This window comes from Clostridium sp. MF28, assembly GCF_002969175.1.
GTDB classification, from domain to species: Bacteria; Bacillota; Clostridia; order Clostridiales; family Clostridiaceae; genus Clostridium; species Clostridium beijerinckii.
In genome coordinates this window covers 4,071,587-4,092,668 of record NZ_CP014331.1, presented here as the reverse complement: position 1 = coordinate 4,092,668, position 21,082 = coordinate 4,071,587, and the positions used below count along the sequence as shown (strand labels likewise).

Annotated in this window: 19 protein-coding genes; 4 read left to right on the top strand and 15 right to left on the bottom strand. The window is 29.0% G+C overall.

The genetic code is table 11. The annotated features are described in order from the left end of the window. Positions 1 to 4: 4 nt before the first annotated feature. The 9 genes from AXY43_RS18045 to abc-f all read right to left on the bottom strand — a co-directional run bounded on the left by AXY43_RS18045 (position 5) and on the right by abc-f (position 11,844). Positions 5 to 1,066 carry a sugar-binding transcriptional regulator gene (locus AXY43_RS18045; protein ID WP_031275614.1) on the bottom strand — a complete coding sequence of 354 codons (1,062 nt, stop codon included), beginning with the start codon at positions 1,064 to 1,066 and terminating at the stop codon, positions 5 to 7. Between the two features lie 370 nt (positions 1,067 to 1,436). Next, the gene (gene rpoN, locus AXY43_RS18040) at positions 1,437 to 2,828 is read right to left on the bottom strand and encodes an RNA polymerase factor sigma-54 (RefSeq protein WP_023973659.1); all 1,392 of its coding nucleotides are present in this window, start codon (positions 2,826 to 2,828) and stop codon (positions 1,437 to 1,439) included. A gap of 243 nt (positions 2,829 to 3,071) precedes the next feature. Next, positions 3,072 to 3,908 carry a DegV family protein gene (locus AXY43_RS18035; RefSeq protein WP_023973660.1) on the bottom strand — a complete coding sequence of 279 codons (837 nt, stop codon included), beginning with the start codon at positions 3,906 to 3,908 and terminating at the stop codon, positions 3,072 to 3,074. Between the two features lie 20 nt (positions 3,909 to 3,928). Then, entirely contained in the window at positions 3,929 to 4,390 is a 462-nt protein-coding gene (locus tag AXY43_RS18030; RefSeq protein WP_023973661.1) for a tRNA (cytidine(34)-2'-O)-methyltransferase, read from the bottom strand. A 272-nt stretch (positions 4,391 to 4,662) separates the two neighbouring features. Continuing rightward, complete coding sequence (locus AXY43_RS18025) at positions 4,663 to 6,159, bottom strand: VanW family protein (RefSeq protein ID WP_039770289.1); 1,497 nt, start codon at positions 6,157 to 6,159, stop codon at positions 4,663 to 4,665. Positions 6,160 to 6,347: 188 nt separating this feature from the next. Next, a complete protein-coding gene (locus tag AXY43_RS18020; protein ID WP_011967939.1) occupies positions 6,348 to 7,289 on the bottom strand; it encodes a glycoside hydrolase family 25 protein in 942 nt (313 codons plus the stop codon). 78 nt (positions 7,290 to 7,367) lie between these two features. Then, entirely contained in the window at positions 7,368 to 8,876 is a 1,509-nt protein-coding gene (locus AXY43_RS18015; RefSeq protein ID WP_017212503.1) for a sensor histidine kinase, read from the bottom strand. After that, the gene (locus tag AXY43_RS18010) at positions 8,866 to 9,582 is read right to left on the bottom strand and encodes a response regulator transcription factor (protein ID WP_031275617.1); all 717 of its coding nucleotides are present in this window, start codon (positions 9,580 to 9,582) and stop codon (positions 8,866 to 8,868) included. The genes AXY43_RS18015 and AXY43_RS18010 overlap by 11 nt, the downstream gene beginning before the upstream one ends. Before the next feature lie 342 nt (positions 9,583 to 9,924). After that, positions 9,925 to 11,844 (bottom strand): ribosomal protection-like ABC-F family protein, encoded by a 1,920-nt coding sequence (gene abc-f / locus AXY43_RS18005; RefSeq protein WP_105411909.1) that lies wholly within the window; start codon positions 11,842 to 11,844, stop codon positions 9,925 to 9,927. Positions 11,845 to 12,104: 260 nt separating this feature from the next. On the opposite strand from abc-f, the gene AXY43_RS18000 reads away from it, so the two are divergent. Beyond that, positions 12,105 to 12,719: a TetR/AcrR family transcriptional regulator gene (locus tag AXY43_RS18000; RefSeq protein ID WP_017212506.1), complete on the top strand. Its 615-nt coding sequence runs from the start codon at positions 12,105 to 12,107 to the stop codon at positions 12,717 to 12,719. Positions 12,720 to 12,829: 110 nt separating this feature from the next. On the opposite strand, the gene AXY43_RS17995 is transcribed toward AXY43_RS18000, so the two are convergent. Further along, a complete protein-coding gene (locus tag AXY43_RS17995; protein WP_011967934.1) occupies positions 12,830 to 13,309 on the bottom strand; it encodes a hypothetical protein in 480 nt (159 codons plus the stop codon). Between the two features lie 164 nt (positions 13,310 to 13,473). On the opposite strand from AXY43_RS17995, the gene AXY43_RS17990 reads away from it, so the two are divergent. Beyond that, positions 13,474 to 14,778 (top strand): aminotransferase class V-fold PLP-dependent enzyme, encoded by a 1,305-nt coding sequence (locus tag AXY43_RS17990; RefSeq protein WP_011967933.1) that lies wholly within the window; start codon positions 13,474 to 13,476, stop codon positions 14,776 to 14,778. Positions 14,779 to 14,942: 164 nt separating this feature from the next. Here AXY43_RS17990 and AXY43_RS17985 read toward each other — a convergent pair whose 3' ends face one another. Further along, entirely contained in the window at positions 14,943 to 16,160 is a 1,218-nt protein-coding gene (locus AXY43_RS17985) for a 6-phosphofructokinase (protein ID WP_023973666.1), read from the bottom strand. Between the two features lie 188 nt (positions 16,161 to 16,348). On the opposite strand from AXY43_RS17985, the gene AXY43_RS17980 reads away from it, so the two are divergent. Together AXY43_RS17980 and AXY43_RS17975 are read left to right on the top strand one after the other, a co-directional pair. After that, positions 16,349 to 16,900 (top strand): manganese efflux pump MntP, encoded by a 552-nt coding sequence (locus AXY43_RS17980; protein ID WP_011967931.1) that lies wholly within the window; start codon positions 16,349 to 16,351, stop codon positions 16,898 to 16,900. Positions 16,901 to 16,957: 57 nt separating this feature from the next. Beyond that, on the top strand, positions 16,958 to 17,371 hold the full coding sequence (locus tag AXY43_RS17975) for a Fur family transcriptional regulator (protein ID WP_011967930.1): 414 nt from the start codon (positions 16,958 to 16,960) through the stop codon (positions 17,369 to 17,371). Positions 17,372 to 17,538: 167 nt separating this feature from the next. Here AXY43_RS17975 and AXY43_RS17970 read toward each other — a convergent pair whose 3' ends face one another. The 4 genes from AXY43_RS17970 to epsC all read right to left on the bottom strand — a co-directional run bounded on the left by AXY43_RS17970 (position 17,539) and on the right by epsC (position 21,068). Further along, a complete protein-coding gene (locus AXY43_RS17970; protein ID WP_105411908.1) occupies positions 17,539 to 18,444 on the bottom strand; it encodes a D-alanine--D-alanine ligase in 906 nt (301 codons plus the stop codon). 155 nt (positions 18,445 to 18,599) lie between these two features. Then, the gene (gene nth / locus AXY43_RS17965) at positions 18,600 to 19,232 is read right to left on the bottom strand and encodes an endonuclease III (protein WP_023973669.1); all 633 of its coding nucleotides are present in this window, start codon (positions 19,230 to 19,232) and stop codon (positions 18,600 to 18,602) included. A 16-nt stretch (positions 19,233 to 19,248) separates the two neighbouring features. Continuing rightward, on the bottom strand, positions 19,249 to 19,953 hold the full coding sequence (locus AXY43_RS17960) for a lysophospholipid acyltransferase family protein (RefSeq protein WP_023973670.1): 705 nt from the start codon (positions 19,951 to 19,953) through the stop codon (positions 19,249 to 19,251). A 524-nt stretch (positions 19,954 to 20,477) separates the two neighbouring features. Then, positions 20,478 to 21,068, bottom strand: coding sequence for a serine O-acetyltransferase EpsC (gene epsC, locus AXY43_RS17955; RefSeq protein ID WP_023973671.1), 591 nt, complete (start codon positions 21,066 to 21,068; stop codon positions 20,478 to 20,480). Between the last annotated feature and the right edge of the window lie 14 nt (positions 21,069 to 21,082).

The following is a 21,082-nucleotide window of genomic DNA, read 5'->3' as shown; positions in this document are numbered from 1 at the left end:
GAATTTAACTATTTAGTTTACTTAATATTCCTTTGGCTGCTGCCTCATCTGTAACTAAAACACCATCATTGTCGTTATATTCAGTTGCAATAATTGACTCTACTTTATTTTTCCCACCTGCTACTGCAATATGTGTTTTTATTTTTCTTGCTTCATTAATTTTAATTCCAATTGCGGTAGTTTCTGAGATTATTTTCGAATCTTTATTAAAATAACATCCAAATGCTTCTCCAACAGCTCCATTATTAATCAAATTATCAATTTCTTGCTGTGGTACACCTCTTTTTCGAGCCATTTGCACCGCGTTACCTATACCATAAATTAGTACATCTGCCTTATGTATAGTATCTATAACAACTTTTACCGCCTCTTCTTTAAGCAAGGTGCCTATTATATCTAGACTCAAATTTTCTGAGATGTGAAGCATCTTATAAGTACCATTTAATTTTTTTGCCAAAGTGGCTGCTAACGTATTGGCCTGGGTTTCAACCTTTTTCCCCATTCCACCTCTAGCTGGTACTACTTGTATCTGAGATAAATTTGTTACTCTTGGAAAAGCTTCTACAACTTCTTTTAAAGTGCTCCCGCCTGTTAATGCTATAATAGAATTATCTTTTAGCACATCTTTAACATAATTAGCACATGCTTTTCCTAAATCCTTTAAAACTAAAGGATTTTCTTCTACATCTCCTGGGACTATGATTACTTTTTTTAAGTTAAGAGAAGATTGTATTTTCTTTTCAACTTCTGAAAGACCTTTTATTTCATGAATGAAATCATTTAGTTTGTGTATAATCTCTACGCCTTCACTTGTAACTGTCATTCCAGAAGTATTTATCTCAATTAAACCTTGTTCTTTTAAAAAACCTATTTCTGTTCTAACTGTTCTTTCACCAACATTTAACATATCAGCGAGTACTCTTCGTCCTATAGGTTGATTATGAAAGATTGTTCTGAGTACGTTATACCTTTTCTCCAATGTATTTACAAGCTCAGGAACTATCTTCTTTTGTAATTCTAATATTTCCTGCAACTCAAACACTCCTTTGGTCACTACGTGTCCCATATCATTTCATTACGTCCCACATCTATTATTATAAAACACCTTTTTGAAATTTTAAAGTCTTTAGGAAAACTTTTTTTATAATATTTCAAAAAAAACAAAAAAACCCTAACAAAATAAATTATTAGCAAACTTTTTTCTAGTTTTATACAGCGTTTCATATTTAATATTATTACGCTTAATAATAGCTATGTGAAATAGTATTTTTGAATTCAAGAACCATTTTATCAACTGTCAATATTAATTACAGAAAAAGTAATCATGAACTTTATATATTACTATACTCAAAGTTAACATATTCTTAAAACGTAATTGAATATTGACAATTGAATTTTTAACATTAAAATTTTAAAGTAATTATTTTATGGAATTTTTATAATCTCTTCCTTGCAGAAGATGATTTAATACCTAATTCCTCTCTATATTTTGCGACAGTTCTTCTAGATATATTCATATTTTTTTCTACTAACATAGAACTTATTAGTTGATCTGACAAAGGCTTACTTTTATTCTCTTCTTCTATTATTTTCTTTATTTCATTTTTTATTTTTGAAGTTGCCATATCTTCATTATTATTTGAGGATAACCCACTTGCGAATAAATCTTTTATTTTAACTGTTCCATAACTTGTTAAAACATATTTATCTTTAATTGCTCTACTTACAGTAGATTCATGAAGATTGATTATTTCTGCAACTTCTTTTAATGTCAAAGGTTTTATATACTGTCTTCCAAACTTAAAGAAATCATTTTGCTTTTCAACAACACATTCTAACACCTTATATAATGTATTTTTCCTTTGCTCTATTGACTTAATTAAGAAAAGTGCTTGATTAATTTTTTCCTTAACGTAAGTGTTTGTTTCCGAATCTTGATTATTTCTTAAAACATCTCTATATGTTTTATTTATCATAAGTCTTGGCAAAACACTTTCATTCATCAAAATGAAAAATTCACCATCAACATTCTTTATTTCAGCATCAGGAATTATATAATTAACCTCTTCTCCTGTATAAAATCCTCTTGATGGTTTAGGTTCCAGCTTTTTTATTAAATCACCATATCTTTGAGCTTCTCTTGGATTTATATTAAGGTCCTTTGCCACAGTTTCATATTTATTTTCCGCAATATTTTCTAAATGATTTAAAATTATCTTTTCTATTACATCATCTAAAATATTTAATTTTAGACTCTGGATAAGCAGACATTCCTTGATATTCCTAGCACCTATTCCATATGGTTCCAACGCCTGTACCACATCTAATGCCTTATTAACTATCTCTTCAGGTATATTCAATTCTTCTGCAAGTTCTCCTGTTGATATTTCCAAATACCCTCTATAATCCAATGATTCAACAATATAATTACATATATCTAACATATATTGATCTATGTCGGCTTCAATCAACTGCTCTTGTAAATATTCTTTTAGTGATACTTTTTTCTCAATGAAATTTAATGGCGAAACTTCTTCATTAGAATAATTTGTTTCTGATCTATCCTTGTAATTATCAGAATATAATTCTTCAACTAATTTTTTATGATCGTATTTGTCTTCTATATTAACGTCTCTGTTTATCTGTTCATCATCATATGAGCTTATTTCCTCATTAACCTCTAACACTGGATTTTCCGAATATTCATTGTCAATATATTCTCTCAAATCATGAAGAGACATTTGTAAAAGCTTTATGGATTGTTGCATATTTTGAGTGAGTACTAATCTCTGTTCCTGGGTCATCTTCATGTTATAATCCAAATTCATAAGTTTCCTCCTTATAATTTATATAAATTATTTTTAATTAAACGTATTCATTAAATTTATTGAAGTAATCTCTCTTTCTATTAGTATACCTCCTATTCTGTAAATATTGCAAGTCCACTATATGTAACTATGAAAATTAGGTCTGGTAAAATAAATATAAAAACATGCTTATATACTACTTATATCAACTATGTTTAAATATAAATTGTAGCTAAAAGCATGTTTTTTATTTATTAATTAAATTTATTTATTTAAAAAAACTAATCCACAGCAGCCAGGTCCAGAATGTATACATACAGTTGATCCAACTGGACATTCAATAAAGTTAACACCATTGTCCTTCATATATGTTCTAAGTGCTTCCTTTACTTCAATATTATTTACGTCAATCAATATTACAGGTACTTCATCATCTAACGTCGCGTTTTCTAAATCACTAATAATTTTCTTAATCGCCTTTTTATTTCCTCTAATTTTATCTTTAACTGACATTATACCATCTTTTATTTCAAGTATTAATTTTATTCCAAGCATTCCACCAACCATGCCAGCAGTTTTTGAAATTCTTCCGCCTCTCACGAGGTATTCTAAAGAATCAAAGTAAACTGAAAGCTTAACTTTATTTCTAATGCTATTTAATTTTTCTTCAACTTCTGAAATGTTATAACCATTTTCTCTGAGCTTAACAGCTTTTAATACAAGTATTCCTAAAGCGGCTGTTACATTCTGAGAATCAACAACTATTATATCTTGGCTTTCTAGCATTTCCTTAGCAATACATGCCGATTGGTATGTTCCACTCATCATAGAAGACATATGAATTGATATAATTTTACATCCTTCCGCTAAGTACTTCTTATATATTTCAACAAATCTATTCGGAGTAACTTGAGCTGTAGTTGGAAGTATATTTTCATTTCTAATTCTTTCAAAAACTTCATCCGTATTTATCTCAACACCATCTAGATAACTTTCTTCACCAAAGTTTATCAATAATGGCAAAACTTCTATATCGTATTTCTCATATATATCTTTTGGCAGATCAGCAGTGCTATCTGTTATAATTTTTATCTTTTCCATATATCTTCATTCCTCTTCAATTATTTCATATTAGGAAATCCTATCTGCCTTAAAGCTTCATAAGCCACTATAGCTACTGTATTAGATAAATTTAAACTTCTAGTACTTGATTTTATCATTGGAACCCTAAATCCAATATGCCTATTATGCACCTCTTCAGGAACTCCACTAGATTCTCTTCCAAACATTATAAAATCCCCTTCTTTGAAGGAAATTTCATCAAAATGCGTTTCTCCATGTGTAGTGGATAAATATATTGTTTTATCACCATATTTTTTCAAGAATTCTTCATAGTTATCATGTATTTCTAGATCTAAATCTTTCCAATAATCTAAACCTGCTCTTCTCACTTGCTTTTCATTTATTTCGAACCCAAGAGGTTTTATTAAATGCAACTTGCTGCCTGTTAAAACGCAAGTTCTTGCAATATTTCCAGTATTCTGAGGTATCTCAGGTTCATATAATACTATATTTAAATTCAAAACGTCACCTTCTCCTATTTTGTACAAAAATTATTTCACTTTAATTTAAAATTATACTATATGGTTCATAACAAGTCAAAAATAATAATTGCTTAACCATAGAAAAGTCTTTCACTATAAAAGGTATATTATTGTGTATTCTAATCAGTAAATTATTAAATATATTAAAGTTGTTTTAACCTTAATAAAACTTAAGCATATTTTCTTTAATTAATCTTAATAATTCCTAAAGAAAATATGCTTTGAGTTTTTTATAAATATTAAATTTTTATCTATTGTGTTGGTTGAGCTACAGGTGGTTCTGCTGTTGGCTGAGCTACTGGTGGCTCTGCTGTTGTTTCTGGCTGTTGAGTCGCATCTACAGGTTGAGTTCCTTTTTTGACTACTATCCCTACACTTGCATAAGTATCTGTTGATACTACTTCTCTATTCACTTCAGAACCATTTTCATAAGTTATCTGATATGCTCTTGCTCTATAACCAGTCATTCCAGCTCCCTCTGTTACTTCTTGTCCTACTGGTAAACTGCTATCATCTACCACTTTTGTTTCTGGTGGTATTGTTTCAAGAATTTCACTTGCCATATCATATGTTCTTCCATTTAAAGCACTAGGATCTCCATATATACTGTAAGTCACTACTTTACCTGACGTATTTCCTTGAATATATATAGGAAAATCATATGTGTTTTTAAACTTATAATCTAAATATCCATATGAAACAGTGGCATCAAGCCCAGGTTGTGCATAACCAACAGCCATGGAATGATTTGTTCTTTCAATAGACCTTAGGTTTGCTTTCATAGCAGCTCTATAAATAGTGGTCGATACTTGACATATTCCACCACCAATTCCGGGCTCTATTTTATTTCCAACATATGTTCCAGCTTCCTTATAACCTCTTTCAGCTGTTCTAGGTCCTACAACGTCATTAAAACTAAATATTTCTCCTGGCATAACTATTGTTCCGTTTATTGCTGAAGTAGCTATTTCTATGTTATTACATCTTCCTTCCGGCGATGTGGAATAATTTGATGAAAAAGTACCCATTACTCCTTTTATCTTGGATAGATCTTCTTGAGTTATTTTAGGTTTTGTTACTTCTAAATCAATTGATACTGAATTATCAGAATTAATATCTCCATTTATATTTTCTTTCAACTTCTGATCTAGTGTATCTAAATTAACTGTCTTTCCTTCTGTCTCTGGTTTAATCACAATATTATTCTTTTGTATGCTAACTGCTGCATCTTTAGCAGGTTGATTAACAGCTATCTGAAGTTTTTCCTCGTATTCCTTCAAATTTTCTTCATTATAAGAAAATTTGATTGGAACCTCCTTGCTCTTACTATTATTACTCTTTATGCTTATATATCTGCTTAAGACCCCATCTTTTTTTCCAAGTTTATAAGCCTCTTCAACAGTTGCATCTATATCATATTTAGGATTAATATCAGAGTAAATAAGTTCATATTGTTTGTCCTCTATTTTAATAGATAACTTTTTATTTTCTATAGATGTTACAAATGTTTCGGTAAGCTTATTCTTAGCTTCTTCTTTAGTCATTCCTCCAATATTTACTTCTTGTACAGTTACTCCCGGATATATTTTATCATCCCACTCCTTAACTATACCTTTTATAGCTATTGAGTATGCAATTAGTGCAGCAGCTCCTACTATAATTAATGTAAATATTGCGAGCATAATTTTCTTCTTTTTATTATAATTGTTTTTAGAAGCGTTTGCTCTTTTGCCGGTGCGTTTTTCCACTCCCTTATTCTCCTTTCAAGGAATTAAATATCATACATCTTCTATGTTTAATATTTATTTTGAGTACATTTATCGATAGCAATTTACATATTTTTCAAATTGTCATCAATGTTTTCATTATATCATATTCCAACTATCAATAGAAATATGATTATATTCCCATATAAGCTGAAATACGATACTATTTATTATAGATTTACTTTTGCACGAGTTTTTGAAGTTTCTCCATCATAATCAAAAGCTTCAATTGATACTTCTACTGGTGCATTTTTCTGAGTATTTACCTTATTACTAGTTATTAAGTAACTTGTAGCATTTTCATCAACAGTTCCAACCCATTCTCTATTTACAAAAATGTTATATCCCAATAAATCTACATCAGGATTTCTATTCCAAGAAACATTTATGTTCCTATTCTGGTACGCTGCCTTTAATCCAGTAACAACACGAGGCTGCCTTAATAAATCTACATTATCCGGTCCCCAATTTGCATCAACAGGATTCCCAATTCCTTGTACAGTTTGGCTTTCACTATATTGCCATATCCTCCATCTGGTCCAGCCTCCAACATTAGGAGGGAATTCAGGATTAATAGGGATGCTTGTATACATTGCAATCCATAGTGGCATATTTTTTAGTGGATAGCCACGTCCAGGAATATAAAAATTATCATAAAGCTCTATAAAATTTGTTCCTGTGTAAATCATAAGCCTTCTTCTAGTTTTTCTTTCAAATCTTTTTCTAAATCTATCAATCCAATCAATTAATGTTCTTGTACTTATTGATTTATCCAAAGGTGCCTCTACATCTATTACAGGAAACAAATCCCCATAATCATTGTTTCCGAACCCCTGCTGCAGTGTATTTATAAAGTCATCACATTGTCTATCCGCATCTGTTAGATCATAAGATGGCATAGAAAAATGATATGCTCCAACTGGGATTCCATAATTCCTACTATTCTTCGCATAATCTACAAACTTTCTATCAACCCTAAACCTTCCTGTTGCAGATCCTGACGCTCTCAAGTACAAAAAATCTACTTTTGTTGCCAATACGTTAAACTGAACACTTGTTGTATATTCATTTATGTCTACTCCAAAACGACTGTTAGGATTTTTGTTTTGCATATTTCCTCCACATAAAAATACTTCTCTAATATAAATATTAATTTACAACAGAAAAAGTACCTATAATTTAGTAATTAATTATAGGTTTAGTTGTACATAAAAACTTATATTATTTCCTACTGATTCAGCCCATATTTTGCCGTCATGCAATTCTACTATATTCTTAGAAATAGCTAACCCAAGACCTGATCCTCCTGTATTAGTATTTCTAGATTCATCTAGTCTATAAAATCTATCAAATAATTTTTCACTTTTTTCTTTTGATAAATGGTCTCCTTTATTTCTAAAAACTACAATGGCTTTACCATCCTTCTCGTATAATCCTATTAATATTTCTCCTGGTTTATACGAATATTTTATTGCATTTGTTATTATATTCTCAAAAACTCTAAGCATCTTTAATGTATCTATAGAAACTGAGATTTTTTCAGATTCGAATTTTTTATATATCGTTAATTTATTTTCATCGAGTAACGGTGTCAATTCTTCTATTAATTGTGATAGAAATTCTGCTAGATTAACTTTAGTCTTTGTTAGTGTTATTCCGCTGTTATTTAGCTTAGTATACTCGAATAAATCATCAATTAGTAGCTTTAATCTTTCAGCTTTATTGAATGCTATGTTTAAGTATTCCTCCATTTCTTTTTCATCTTTATACCTGTTTTGAATAACAAGCCCTATGTATCCCATCACAGATGTCAGTGGCGTCCTTAAATCATGAGAAACATTCGTTATCAAATCTGCTTTTGTTTTTTCTGCATCTCTCTCAGCACTAATTTTCTCTCCAATTTCTTTAGCCATTTGATTTATATTATAAGCTATATTTTTAATTTCATCTGTTCCCTTTTCTTCTATCCTATAATTCAAGTTACCACTTGCTATTATCTTAAGACCGACTGCAATCTCATCTAAATATTTCATCTTATTATTAGTTATTACAACAAATAAAACTATAAAAACTATAACTGTAAGAATTAGTGCTAAAGATGAATTTGACGTGCTAATTGTATTGTATGTTATCCTTGCTTCTGGAATCTTTGAATAGATTAAATACACCCTATCAGTTCCTATCTTTAGAGGCATTATATAACTTTTTTCTCTTGGTTCACCAATCTTTTCACTATTTACATTTGTCATTGCACTTTTTAGTGCACTATAAATATCTATATTTTCCTCTGCAACATTTTTAGTTTTATATAACACCTTTCCATCTAAATCTGTTATATAACTTTCCTCTCCATCAGATACATTTTCTAAAATATCATTAATCTTATCTTTATCTTCTAATTTCAAATTTTCTTGAGACTCTATTTGTTTAGCCAAATCATTTGCAGACCTCTCAATAGAATCATAATCATATTTTATCTGCGGCTCAGTATGCTCTCTCTTAAAAAGATTATTAGAAAAACTATAGAAGATAAATGCTACTAAAAAGCATATTCCTATAACCATCATAAGTTCAAATCTTATATTCTTCTCAATTCTCTTTTTTATACTTCGTATTAATTTTTCAGTATACTGTAGTAATTTTGAATTTGGAATGTCATTGCTAAAAGTTCTATGCCTTCCAACATCTTTATTTCTCAACTTTATATCCTACCCCCCAAACAGTCTTTATAAATCGAGGATTTCTTGGATTTTCTTCTATTTTCTCTCTTATTTTTCTTATATGAACCATAACAGTGTTATCAGAAGTCATGAATTCCTGATTCCAAACACTCTCATAAATATTTTCTATTGAAAATACTTTACCTCGGCTTTGAGCTAACAATGATAATATATCAAATTCTGTTGGAGTAAGTTTCACTATATTATCGCCTAACAATACTTCATGTGTTTCTAACTTTATTTTAAGATCTTCTATTTGTATTATATTTTCTTCTTCTACTTCTAACATATTTGCGTTCTTACCAAACATATGAAATCTTCTAAGTTGTGACTTGACTCTTGCAACTAACTCTAATGGATTGAATGGTTTCGTTAAATAATCATCTGCTCCCATATTAAGTCCTAATATCTTGTCAATATCTTCACTTTTCGCAGATAACATTATTATAGGCATTTCTTTAATCTCTCTAATCTTTAAACAAGTCTCTATTCCATTTAAGTTAGGCATCATAACATCTAATATAATTAAATCTATATCATTATCTCTAACTAAATTAATAGCTTCCAAACCATCACATGCATTTATAGTATTAAATCCATCACTCTTAAGATATATATCAACTAAATCTCTTATTTCCTTTTCATCATCCACAATTAGAATAGTTCCTTTTTCCAAACATTCCATCTCCAATCTAAAAATTTTATATCTGAATTCTATTATAATTTCATTCTAACCTAAATATCTTAAAAAAAATTACTAGTAGTTCTTAATATTTTATAAAATATGTTCATGCATATTTTTATGTCTGACTATCAAAATAATTAAAATATAAAATATCCTCTATATGTGCATATAATACACATATAATTTCCTGATAAAAGGCATGCATTGCCATAGTTTATGAAACCTAATAAACTGTAATTAAGTTCACATTTGCACCATACACAAAACATGCCTTTATTTATAATGTTAATAGTCTTTCTCCCAGTTTTCTCTTTATAACTTGTTAGTCTATCTCACATTAAACTAACTAGAAAGCTCTTCCCATTGTTCATATAATTTTTCAATAGTTTCTTGAAGATTCTTAATTTCCTTATTTACTCTCTCACTTTCAGATGGATTAGAATAAACTTCTTCTTTACAAAGTTCCTCCTGTAACTTTTCAAGAGCTTCTTCATTTTGGGTTATATTAGTTTCTATATTCTTAATTTCATTTTGCTTAGCCTTAGCTTCTTTCTCTAGAGCCTTTTTCTTTTTCTTTTCTTCATTTAATTGAGTTTTTGTCTTTCCAGATGCTAGCCCCTCATATGTTTCAAATCTCTGTGGATTCTTCTTTTTTTCAGTATAGTAGCTATAATTCCCAAGATATTCATTGACTCCATGCTCTTCTAATTCCAATATTCTATTAATTACTTTATTTAAAAAATATCTATCATGGGAAATTACAATTAATGTACCATCATAGCTTAAAATTGCTTCTTCAAGAGCCTCTCTCGAAGGAATATCCAAATGATTTGTAGGTTCATCTAATAGAAGTAAGTTTGATTTAGATAACATTAATTTTAGGAGATTTATTCTACATCTTTCTCCTCCGCTCAACTTGTTTATTTCTTTAAATACATCATCGCCTCTAAAAAGAAATGATCCAAGAAATCCCCTAAGTTCACTTGTAGTTAACTCTGGAAAGTCATCCCATACTTCATTTAATATTGTCTTATTAGGATCAAGATTAGATTGTTCCTGATCATAGTATCCTACATTAACATTTACTCCTAAAACCTTAACTCCTGAATCACTTTTAACTTTATCCATTATTATATTAAAAAGTGTGGTTTTCCCCCGGCCATTTTCACCTATTAACGCAATCTTTTCTCCTCTTTTTAAATCAAAAGATAAATTATCGAATAATTTCTTTTCTCCATAGCTTTTAGCCAACTTTTCCACATGAAGCACATCATATCCACTTTTAACGGAAGCCTCAAATTTAATCTTCGATGCGGTTTTTTCTTTATCAGGAGCATCTACAATTTCCATTTTATCAAGTGCCTTTTCTCTACTTTCAGCTGCTTTTATACTTTTCTCTCTATTGAATGACCTAAATTTTTCTATTATTGCTTCTTGTCTTTTTATTTCCGTCTGTTGTAAATTATAAGCTTTTAATTTAGCCTCATAATCTTTCTTCATAAGTTCTAAAGATTTTGTATATGGAGAATTATAACAATTCACATGACCATTTATAACCTGAAATGTTCCTGTTGTTACAGAATCCAAGAAAAATCTATCATGGGAAATTACAATTACAGTTCCTTTATAGGTTTTTAAATATTCTTCAAGCCATTCAATTGCTTCCAAATCCAAATGATTTGTAGGCTCATCAAGCAATAATATATCAGGATTTAAAAGTAATAGCTTACAAAGTGCGACTCTAGTTTTCTGCCCTCCACTTAAAGTTGAAATTAGTTTATCAAAGTCACCTTCAGTAAATCCCAATCCCTTAAGAACTCTAGATATTTCCCCCTTATATGTATATCCACCTCTGTTTTGATACAAATCTTGGGCAGTTCCATAGTCTTTTATAATTTTCTCATGATATGAAGCATTATTTTCATCATACGGTTCATTCATCTTAGCTTCTAACTCTGTAATCTTCCGTTCTAACCTTTGGAGATCTTCAAAAACAATGAGCATTTCATCATAAATCGTTTTACATGAATCTAATGCTAAATGTTGAGCAAGATAACCCAAAGATTTATTTTTATCTATAAAAACTTCTCCATCATCTTGTGCAATTTCTTTTGATAGTATCTTAAATAAGGTCGTTTTTCCTTCTCCATTTGATCCAATTATACCAACCTTATCTCCTTCATTTATTGAAAATGTTACATCCTTCAAAATAGTATTTATACCATAACTTTTACATATATTTTTACAACTTAATACAATCATCTTTTATCCTCCAGTATTTCATACGAAAATCCAGAATTTAAACTATAAAGGTTTAATTTAATATTAAAACGTAAATCCTATATATAATGGATTAATAGTTTAACTAAATTTTCTCTACTAAATTATACTATCTTATCGGTGTTATATCAATTTAACTATATTAAGAGTTAATTGATAATTTTTTATTATCTCTACGTAAAATTTGGATTATTATTTAATTTGCTTTATAATAAGTTAAACACGTAATTTGGAGGCAAAATATGACTTTAAAGAATAACAACAAATCTCTTACCCAGAATAAAAAGCAATTAAAAGAGGAAGAGTTATTTTTAGCGGCATATGATTTATTTCTTAAAAATGGCATAGAAAAAACTTCGATCGATGATATAACTAAAAATGCAAAAGTAGCAAAAGGGACTTTTTATCTGTATTTCAGTGATAAATATGATATTTTAAATAAATTAATTCTTCAAAAAAGTAATGAAATAATACGAGAAGGATTAGCTAAAACAAATGCTTTTGGAAGCAAAGATTTTAAAGAACGTACACTATTCTTTATTGATTATATAATAAATTATTTAAAAGATAATGTTTCTCTGTTGAAGCTAATTAATAAGAATATTTCATGGGGACTTTATAGAAAGGCAATAATGAAACCAGAAGCATATAATGATGTAAAGAAAGTTCTAGATATTTTTGTAAAAAACCTAACTAAATCAGGAATGAATGAAGAAGAAGCTGAAATGACATTATTTATGATTTTTGAATTAGTTGGCAGCATATGTTTTACTACTATAATATTGAAAGAACCTACAGATATCGAAAGTATAAAACCAATACTTTTTAAAAAAATTTTAGCTATGATAAGCGTGTAACTCATATATATTGAAACCTATTTTTAAAAGCTATGTAAAGAAATATCTTAAAGATTTTACATTATAGTAGCTGTAAATCTTCAAGATATTTTTGTATGTTAAACTGGTTATTAATAGTTATTATTTTTATCGCAATATGCCAATGTAAGTTTTATCAACCTTTTTATAATTACTCTAACTATCGGACGAGGAATCCTATATGAATAAAGAGTCGCGAATATTCCTGGATGTCTTCTTTCAATTCTAGCATAAATTTTATTCACATCATTATCAGAATTATTTCTTTCAAGATCTTCTTCATTTAAATCTAAATCAAGACCTCTTAGTGCATCAAAAGTAGTAGGTATTTCATTATTAGCTATGTTATTAAAATTGAGACCACTACTAATTCCTTCATTTTGATTATCGGAATAATAACATAATTCAGGCATGCCTGTTTCAGAAGGAAATAAATCTAAATTACGATTATTATCATCAATACCAAACGAAGCTTTTTCGTAGATATTTGTACTCATAAATGCTGGTGGAACAAATCTAATATCGTTATCACTCGAGCTGACTTGAGACATATACTTCTTATCAGGGTTCATTTTAAACTACCTCCTATAAATAAATAATATTTGCTTCTCTTAATTAATATGCATAACAATTATATATAGTACAAACTGAAAAGAAAAAGATATGAATTTTACAGCCCTCTTAAGCGAACAATAAATATATTATAGGAATAATATATATATTGGAGGAGATGCATATGAAGATAGAAAATAAGGAAAACATTAAAGACTTATTTGTTGGATTAGATGAAAAAGTGTGTGATTCAGATGGAAACTGTATCGATGGAATAAATTTTGATAATGCAGCTACAACTCCGCCTATTAAGTCAAGTATTGAATATATAAAACAATTGAGCAATACTTATGCTTCTATAGGACGAGGAACAGGTCAAAAAGCTGAAATAACCACCAATTTATATAAAGAATCTAAAAATTTTTTATTGGATTTTTTCAATGTAAAAGATAAAGATAAATATGTTGTAATATACGTTAGTAATACAACTGAAGGTATAAACAAACTAGCAAAAACTCTTACTAAAACTCCAGACGAAATAGTATTAACCTCTAGAATGGAGCATCATTCAAATGATTTGCCTTGGCGAAAAAGAGGTAACGTTGATTATATCGAAGTAGATCAACAAGGCAGACTTAAACTTGAAGAGTTGGAAGAGAAACTAAAGAAAAGCAATGGTAAAATAAAATATGTATCTCTTACTGGAGCTTCTAATGTAACTGGTTATATAAATCATATTCATTTTATAGCAAAACTGGTTCATAAATATGGTGCCAAATTGATTGTAGATGGTGCACAACTTGTACCACACACAAGAGTTAATATTAGCGGGGATACAGATGATGATCAAATTGATTTCTTAGTATTTTCGTCGCACAAAATTTATTCTCCCTTTGGTATAGGAGTCATAATAGGATTAAAAGAGGATTTCATGGATGCAGACCCAGATTATTTAGGTGGTGGAACCGTTGAATTAGTAATGGATAGAGAGGTTAAGTTTCTTACACCACCAGAGAAGAATGAAGCAGGAACACCAAATTTTTTGGGTGTAATGAGCTTAGTTAATTCATTACGAGTTATTAATACCATTGGATACGACTATATAGAAAAACATGAAAGACTTCTTTTAGAGCACACTATAGAAGGACTTAAGAAAATCCCTAAAATTATAAACTATGGAGATACTGAAAACATCAGTGATAGACTTGGAATTGCTACCTTTAATATAGAGGATATGTATCATCATGATGTAGCTGATATCTTGGCTAAAAAGAAAGGAATTTCTGTACGACATGGTTGGTTTTGTTCCCATCCATATTGTAGAAGGCTCATGAACGTAAGTGAAGATGAAGCTAAAGAATTCCTTGATAATCCAGATAAAAAAATGTTAGGAATGATACGAGTAAGTTTTGCATTATATAATTCAATTGAAGAAGTTGATACCTTTTTAAATGTATTAGAAGATATCTCTTTACGAAAAATAAAATAACAAATTTTCTTGATTTAGAGCTAAAAATAAATAGTATAATAAAATTTATTATACTATTGAAAATTCTATTAATTTATAGGATGTATAAATGAAATTCTTCATATATACATCCTTCTTTTAGTTAAATATTAAAACATCTAAGCTTATGATTTTATACTTATTATCTATTGATTAAATACCTTATATTTTGGAAGATTTCTCTCAAAAGCTAAATTAGGAGAATCTTTGATTAATGGCTCAAAATATGAGCACGCTTCAGGTGTTAAAAAATTACCTTCTTTATTAATCCATTCTATAGGGAAATACTTAACATTATTTGCTACATCTTCTGCATTAACTAATGGGTAATTCACTTCATAAGGCTCATTAGATAACCTGTTAATGCTAACCATTTTCCCTGATTCTCCTTGTGAAGCATATTGTAAAGCCATCTTTCCAGCATTATACGCTTCTGTTAAATCAGTGTCTGAAGCACAATGCATTGCACAACGTTGAAGAACCCCAAGTTGTAGTGCTTTTACTCTTGTTGTAAATCCAGCATCAAGAATTATCCTTCTTAAGTATTCAGATACACCTCCTAATTGAACGTGTCCAAATTTATCTTGAGAAACACAATCAAATTCAGAAATGAATCTTCCATCTTTATCTCTTATTCCTTCTGATACAATTATATACACTTTATTTTGTTCTTCAAATCTCTGCCTAACATCATTTAAAAATTTAATTTTATCAAAAGCTGCTTCAGGAAGATATATAAAATCTGCAATTGGTTTTCCATCAAGCTTTGCAATACATGCAGAAGCTGCAAGCCATCCTGTATCCCTTCCCATTGTTTCTAAAATAAATATACCGTTGTTTATGTAAACTGATGCATCTAAATATGTCTCAAGCGCTGTTGTTCCAATGAATTTTGCTGCGCTGCCAAAGCCAGGAGTATGATCAGTGAATTTTAAATCATTATCAATAGTTTTAGGTATACCTATAAAACTTATTCCAATATCATTTTGTTTTGCATATCGTGAAAGCTTTGCTATGGTATCCATAGAATCATTCCCACCAACATAAAAGAATGACGTTATATCATATTCTCTAAGTATTTCTATTAAACTTTCATATTCTTCACTACAAGAATCTAAATCTTTTAATTTATACCTACAAGATCCAAGTCCTGAAGATGGAGTAAATCTAAAATTATCTATTTCATTTTCTGAAACTGATGACAAATCAATTATATTTCTATTTAATATACCCTCAATACCATTTAGGCCTCCATAAACTTTTTCAAAAGTTTTTAGTTCTTTATTAGCATTTAAAAGTCCTACTACACTTGAATTAATTACTGCTGTTGGCCCCCCAGATTGAGCTATTATACAATTTGACATGAAATTTCCTCCTTGTTTGCTATACTAATTTGGTTAAATATGCTATACTATTTAGCCAATAGTAATACACTATTTATTAATATACAACAAAAAAAAGATTTAATAAAGACTTTTTTTAAAATTTTTGCATATATTAAAAAAACTTTAATTATTATAGAGTAAGTCTAATTTTAAAGGAGGAAGAGAAAATGAATTTGTACGACATTATAATAATAGGAATTGCACTGGCCATGGATGCTTTTGGCGTAACATTAGGAATCGGTCTAAATCCTAGAATTAATAGAATCCATAAAATAAAGTTTTTATTATCATTTGCATTCTTTCAGTTTTTATTTACATATGTAGGTGGAAGTTTAGGATATTTATTTGATACTTATATTACATGTATACCTTCCATTGCTGGTGGAATAATTATGGCAATCGTAGGAATTCTTATAATAATAGATGGCTTTAAGGAAAAAGAAACTGAAATTTTAATAAAGAATACTACTTGTTTAATACTTGGAATATCCGTTAGTATAGATGCATTAGTTATAGGATTCACTGCATTTCATGAGATTTCATACAATCTACTACTTTGTGTTGATTCAATTTTGATTGGATTAATCACTTTATTTACATGTACAGTAGGATTTTTTATGTGTAGATATATTAAAAAAATAAAATTTGTTACAACGTATGCTAACTTTTTTGGCGGGATAGCTCTTATATTTTTTGGTTTTAAGATGATATTTTTTTAAGATATTAAATATATGTGATATAATATATTTAATATTTAGCTGTTAGGGGATATGAAAATGGAACCAAAGGAAATTCTTAAAAATAAAGGAATTAAAATAACTAAAGGAAGAACAGAAATCCTAAGTATATTAAAAAATTCTGAAAACAGTTTGTCAGCTGAAAAAATATATCAGATTTATAAAAGCAATAATATAAATATAAATTTGAGCACGGTTTATAGAACTTTAGAATTATTTGAAGAAAAAGAAATTATTGAAAAAATAACTCTAAATGATGGAGTCTTTTCATATAAGCTAAAAGGAAAAACTCATAGGCATCATTTGGAATGTGATATATGTCACAAAGAAGTTGAAATTCCTTGCCCTATGCTTCAAATTCAGGAATTAGTTCAAAATGCGACTGGCTTCACTTTAACAGATCATGACTTGGTTATGAAGGGCGTATGTAAAGATTGCAAAAAAAAACAATAACTAAGTTGTCTTAATATAAGTTATATTTTCTAAAAGGTTTTACAGGAAGATTTGCAGATTGTTTTCAATAGAAATTATGATAAAAACTACTTGTCTAAGGTATTCTTAAACAAGTAGTTTTTCAATTTTAATGTTATAAATATTCAAAAAGTTTTATACTTCATATACTATCTGCTTATTTTCAATGAATCCTGTATGATCATATCTATTAGTTCTGAAAATCCTATATTCAAAGCTGCTGCACTTTTAGGAATTAGGCTATTTTTAGTCATTCCTGGAAGAGTATTTATTTCTAAAATGTATGGTACACCTTCCTCTGTAACTATCATATCAACTCTAGAATACACTTCGCATTTAAGTGCCTTATAAGTTTCTAACGCCATCTTTTCTACTTCCTTGTGTAACTCTGCTTCTAGCTCAACCACTATTTCTTCTGCCCCTCCATCTTGATATTTAGATGTAAAGTCAAAGAATTCAGCCTTAGGCTTAATTGCAATTACTGGAAGCATTTTATTATTATATACAGGACAAGTTATTTCATCACCTTTTATAAATTTTTCTATCATAACTTCACTATCCCATTTAAAAGCTTCTGAAACACAGTTTTCAATTTCCTTATCTTCTTTAACTATAAATGTTGCAACACTTGATCCACCATGAGTAGGTTTTACTACAACTGGATATCCTAATTCATTTATTTTATTGAAATCTATATTATCACCTTTTCTTAAATTAATCCAAGAAGCAGTTCTAATCCCATTTGCCTCTAAAACGGATTTTGATACGTCTTTATCCATGCACATAACACTACTTAAAGGTCCACACCCTGAATATGGTATACCTAGTGTTTGAAGCACTGATTGAACTGTTCCATCCTCCCCAAATTGGCCATGTAAAGCTAAAAGTGCGAAATCTATCCCTTTAGATTTATTTATTATATCTTCTTTTTTATCTATTACAATTGGTAACACTTCATACTTTTCCTTGTTTATATTTTCAATTATAGATTTTCCACTTTGCAATGATATCTCTCTTTCTGATGATATACCACCCATTATAACTCCAATTTTCATAGATTACCTCCAAAATACTTATTAATATTTCCCGTTAATTAAATTTATTCATTCTAACTTATCTTTATTTTATTAAATTAACAGCACAATTAAAAGAACCACTTTGACTATAAATTGTCTTAATTGTGGTTCGTGAAAATTTTATAACTATTCTTTTATCTGTTAGTTTTATTATCATAACTACATAAATCCCTTATTGGACATTCCCCACACTTAGGATTTCTAGCACTACAACATCTTCTTCCATGAAATATAAGTAGATGATGCATAAGAGTCCACTCTTTCTTTGGTAGTTCTTTTTGTAATTGTTTTTCAACTTCTAAAACATTTTCCGAATCTGCAAGTTTTAATCTATTCGATACTCTAAAAACATGTGTATCTACAGCAATAGATGGTACATTAAAGGCATTTGATAAAACAACATTAGCAGTTTTTCTTCCCGCTCCAGCAAGTGAAGTTATTTCTTCCATTGTCTTTGGGACTTCTCCGTTAAATTTTTCCTTAAGTTGATTGAACATAAGTATTAAATTTTTAGATTTATTTCTATATAAACCTATTTGTTTTATCCGTTTTTCAAGTTCCTCATTCGTTAATGTTAAAAGTGAATCTAAATCTGGATAATCCTTAAATAAATCTTTTGTTACCTCATTTACTTTTTTATCTGTTGTTTGAGCAGACAATATTGTAGCTATAAGCAATTGTAGTGGTGTTTCATAATTCAATTCACATTTTGCATCTGGATATGTCTCTTTTAATATATCTACAATTTTTTTTGTCCTTGCTTTCATATCTTTTGTAATCTCCTTACTTATAAATTCCTCTATAACTTTCAGGTAAAAGACTAGCTATACTCCTCATTAGGATATCCATACATTTATTATCATATTCATGTTTGTCTTCATCCTTTTCTTTAGCAGGAAATACAATTTTTTCACCTATATTTATAGTAACATCAGCATGTTGCCATTTCTCTGCTCCCATATCACCACTTTTACTTATAGGTAATAACTTATCTGTTCCAGACATACCAATTGGAATTATTTCTGCTTTCGCCATCCTTGCAAATAACAGAATTCCCTTTTTACCTTCTATCATAGCACCTGTCCTACTCCTAGTACCTTCAGGAAATATTAAAATATCATTTCCCTCTTTAAGAGTTTTAACAACTCTTGTAATAGCTTCCTTATCAGCAGAATTAGGCTTTATTGGTATGTTCTTCACTATCTGAGTTCCTAATTTCGTTATTGGATCTTCTGACAATTTTATTCCCATTACAAAATGAGGATCACTTTTCTCTTTTAGCATTTTTGATAAAACTAATCCATCCGAATTACTCAAGTGATTACATACAAATATTCTTGGTTTTTTTACTTTATCTATATTATCTGCTCCATTAACAGTTATATTAGCATATTTTCTTATATAATTATCTACTATTTTTTTTGCTATTTTTATAATTATTCCTTCTGGCATCATTCTTATTAATTTTATTGCAACTGGTGATAACATTTTTCTCCAACCTTTCTTAATAATCACATTTTATATTATACTACTAATTACATTTTATTACAATTATTCAATTCTATACAAGTATTACATGCATAATATATTATTGATTATTATTTATATACATTATATATGCTTTCATATGTCTATGCAATTACCAAAAATATTAAGGTTATTGTAAGATTTAACACCAATTATACTAATATCTTCTTTTATTATTATAACTTATTTGCAAAAAGCATTTTAATTATGACCAAGATAAATTAATATAACTTATTTAACTTTATCAGAATTTTAATATAAAAAATGCATTAACTAAACTTTCTTGGTCTAAAGTTTAATTAATGCATCTATTAATTTTCAGATTATGATACATTTCTTAATAAAATAATTAATAAAAAATGCTCTATTTTAATATTTAGTAAAACCTCTTAACTTAGTAAAATTCCTATAAATAAATGCTACTGAACTATACAAGATACGAGTTTATATTAATTGTACTTCATATATTCCAATACTATAAAGCATTAAATAACCATATCGTTAAATATTTTCTTTTTGCGTCCTTTTAAATCACTAATTTCAATTATTGCTGCACTTGCACTATTTCTAACAATATTTTTAGCCTGAACTCCTATTGCTGTTGCACTTGCTGGTACATTCTTTACAACTACAGCATTAGCTCCTATCTTAGCACCCTTTCCTACAGTTATAGGTCCAAGCACCTTTGCACCTGTACCTATTAAAACATCATCCTCAATAGTTGGATGCCTTTTCCCTACGTCCTTACCTGTACCACCTAGAGTTACACCATGATAAAGCGTAACATTATCGCCAACTTCTGCAGTCTCACCAATAACTACTCCCATTCCATGATCTATAAACAACCCTTTTCCTATCTTAGCTCCCGGATGAATTTCTATACCTGTAAAAAACCTAGATAATTGGGAAATTAATCTCGCCAAGAAAAACCATTTCTTTAAATATAGGGCATGTGCGATTCTATATGATATTAGTGCATGAATACATGGGTACAATAATAATACTTCCAGTTTACTTTTAGCTGCTGGATCTTCGTTTAAAACTCTTTCTAGATCGTAATTTAATTTTTTAAACACAGCCTATTCTCCTT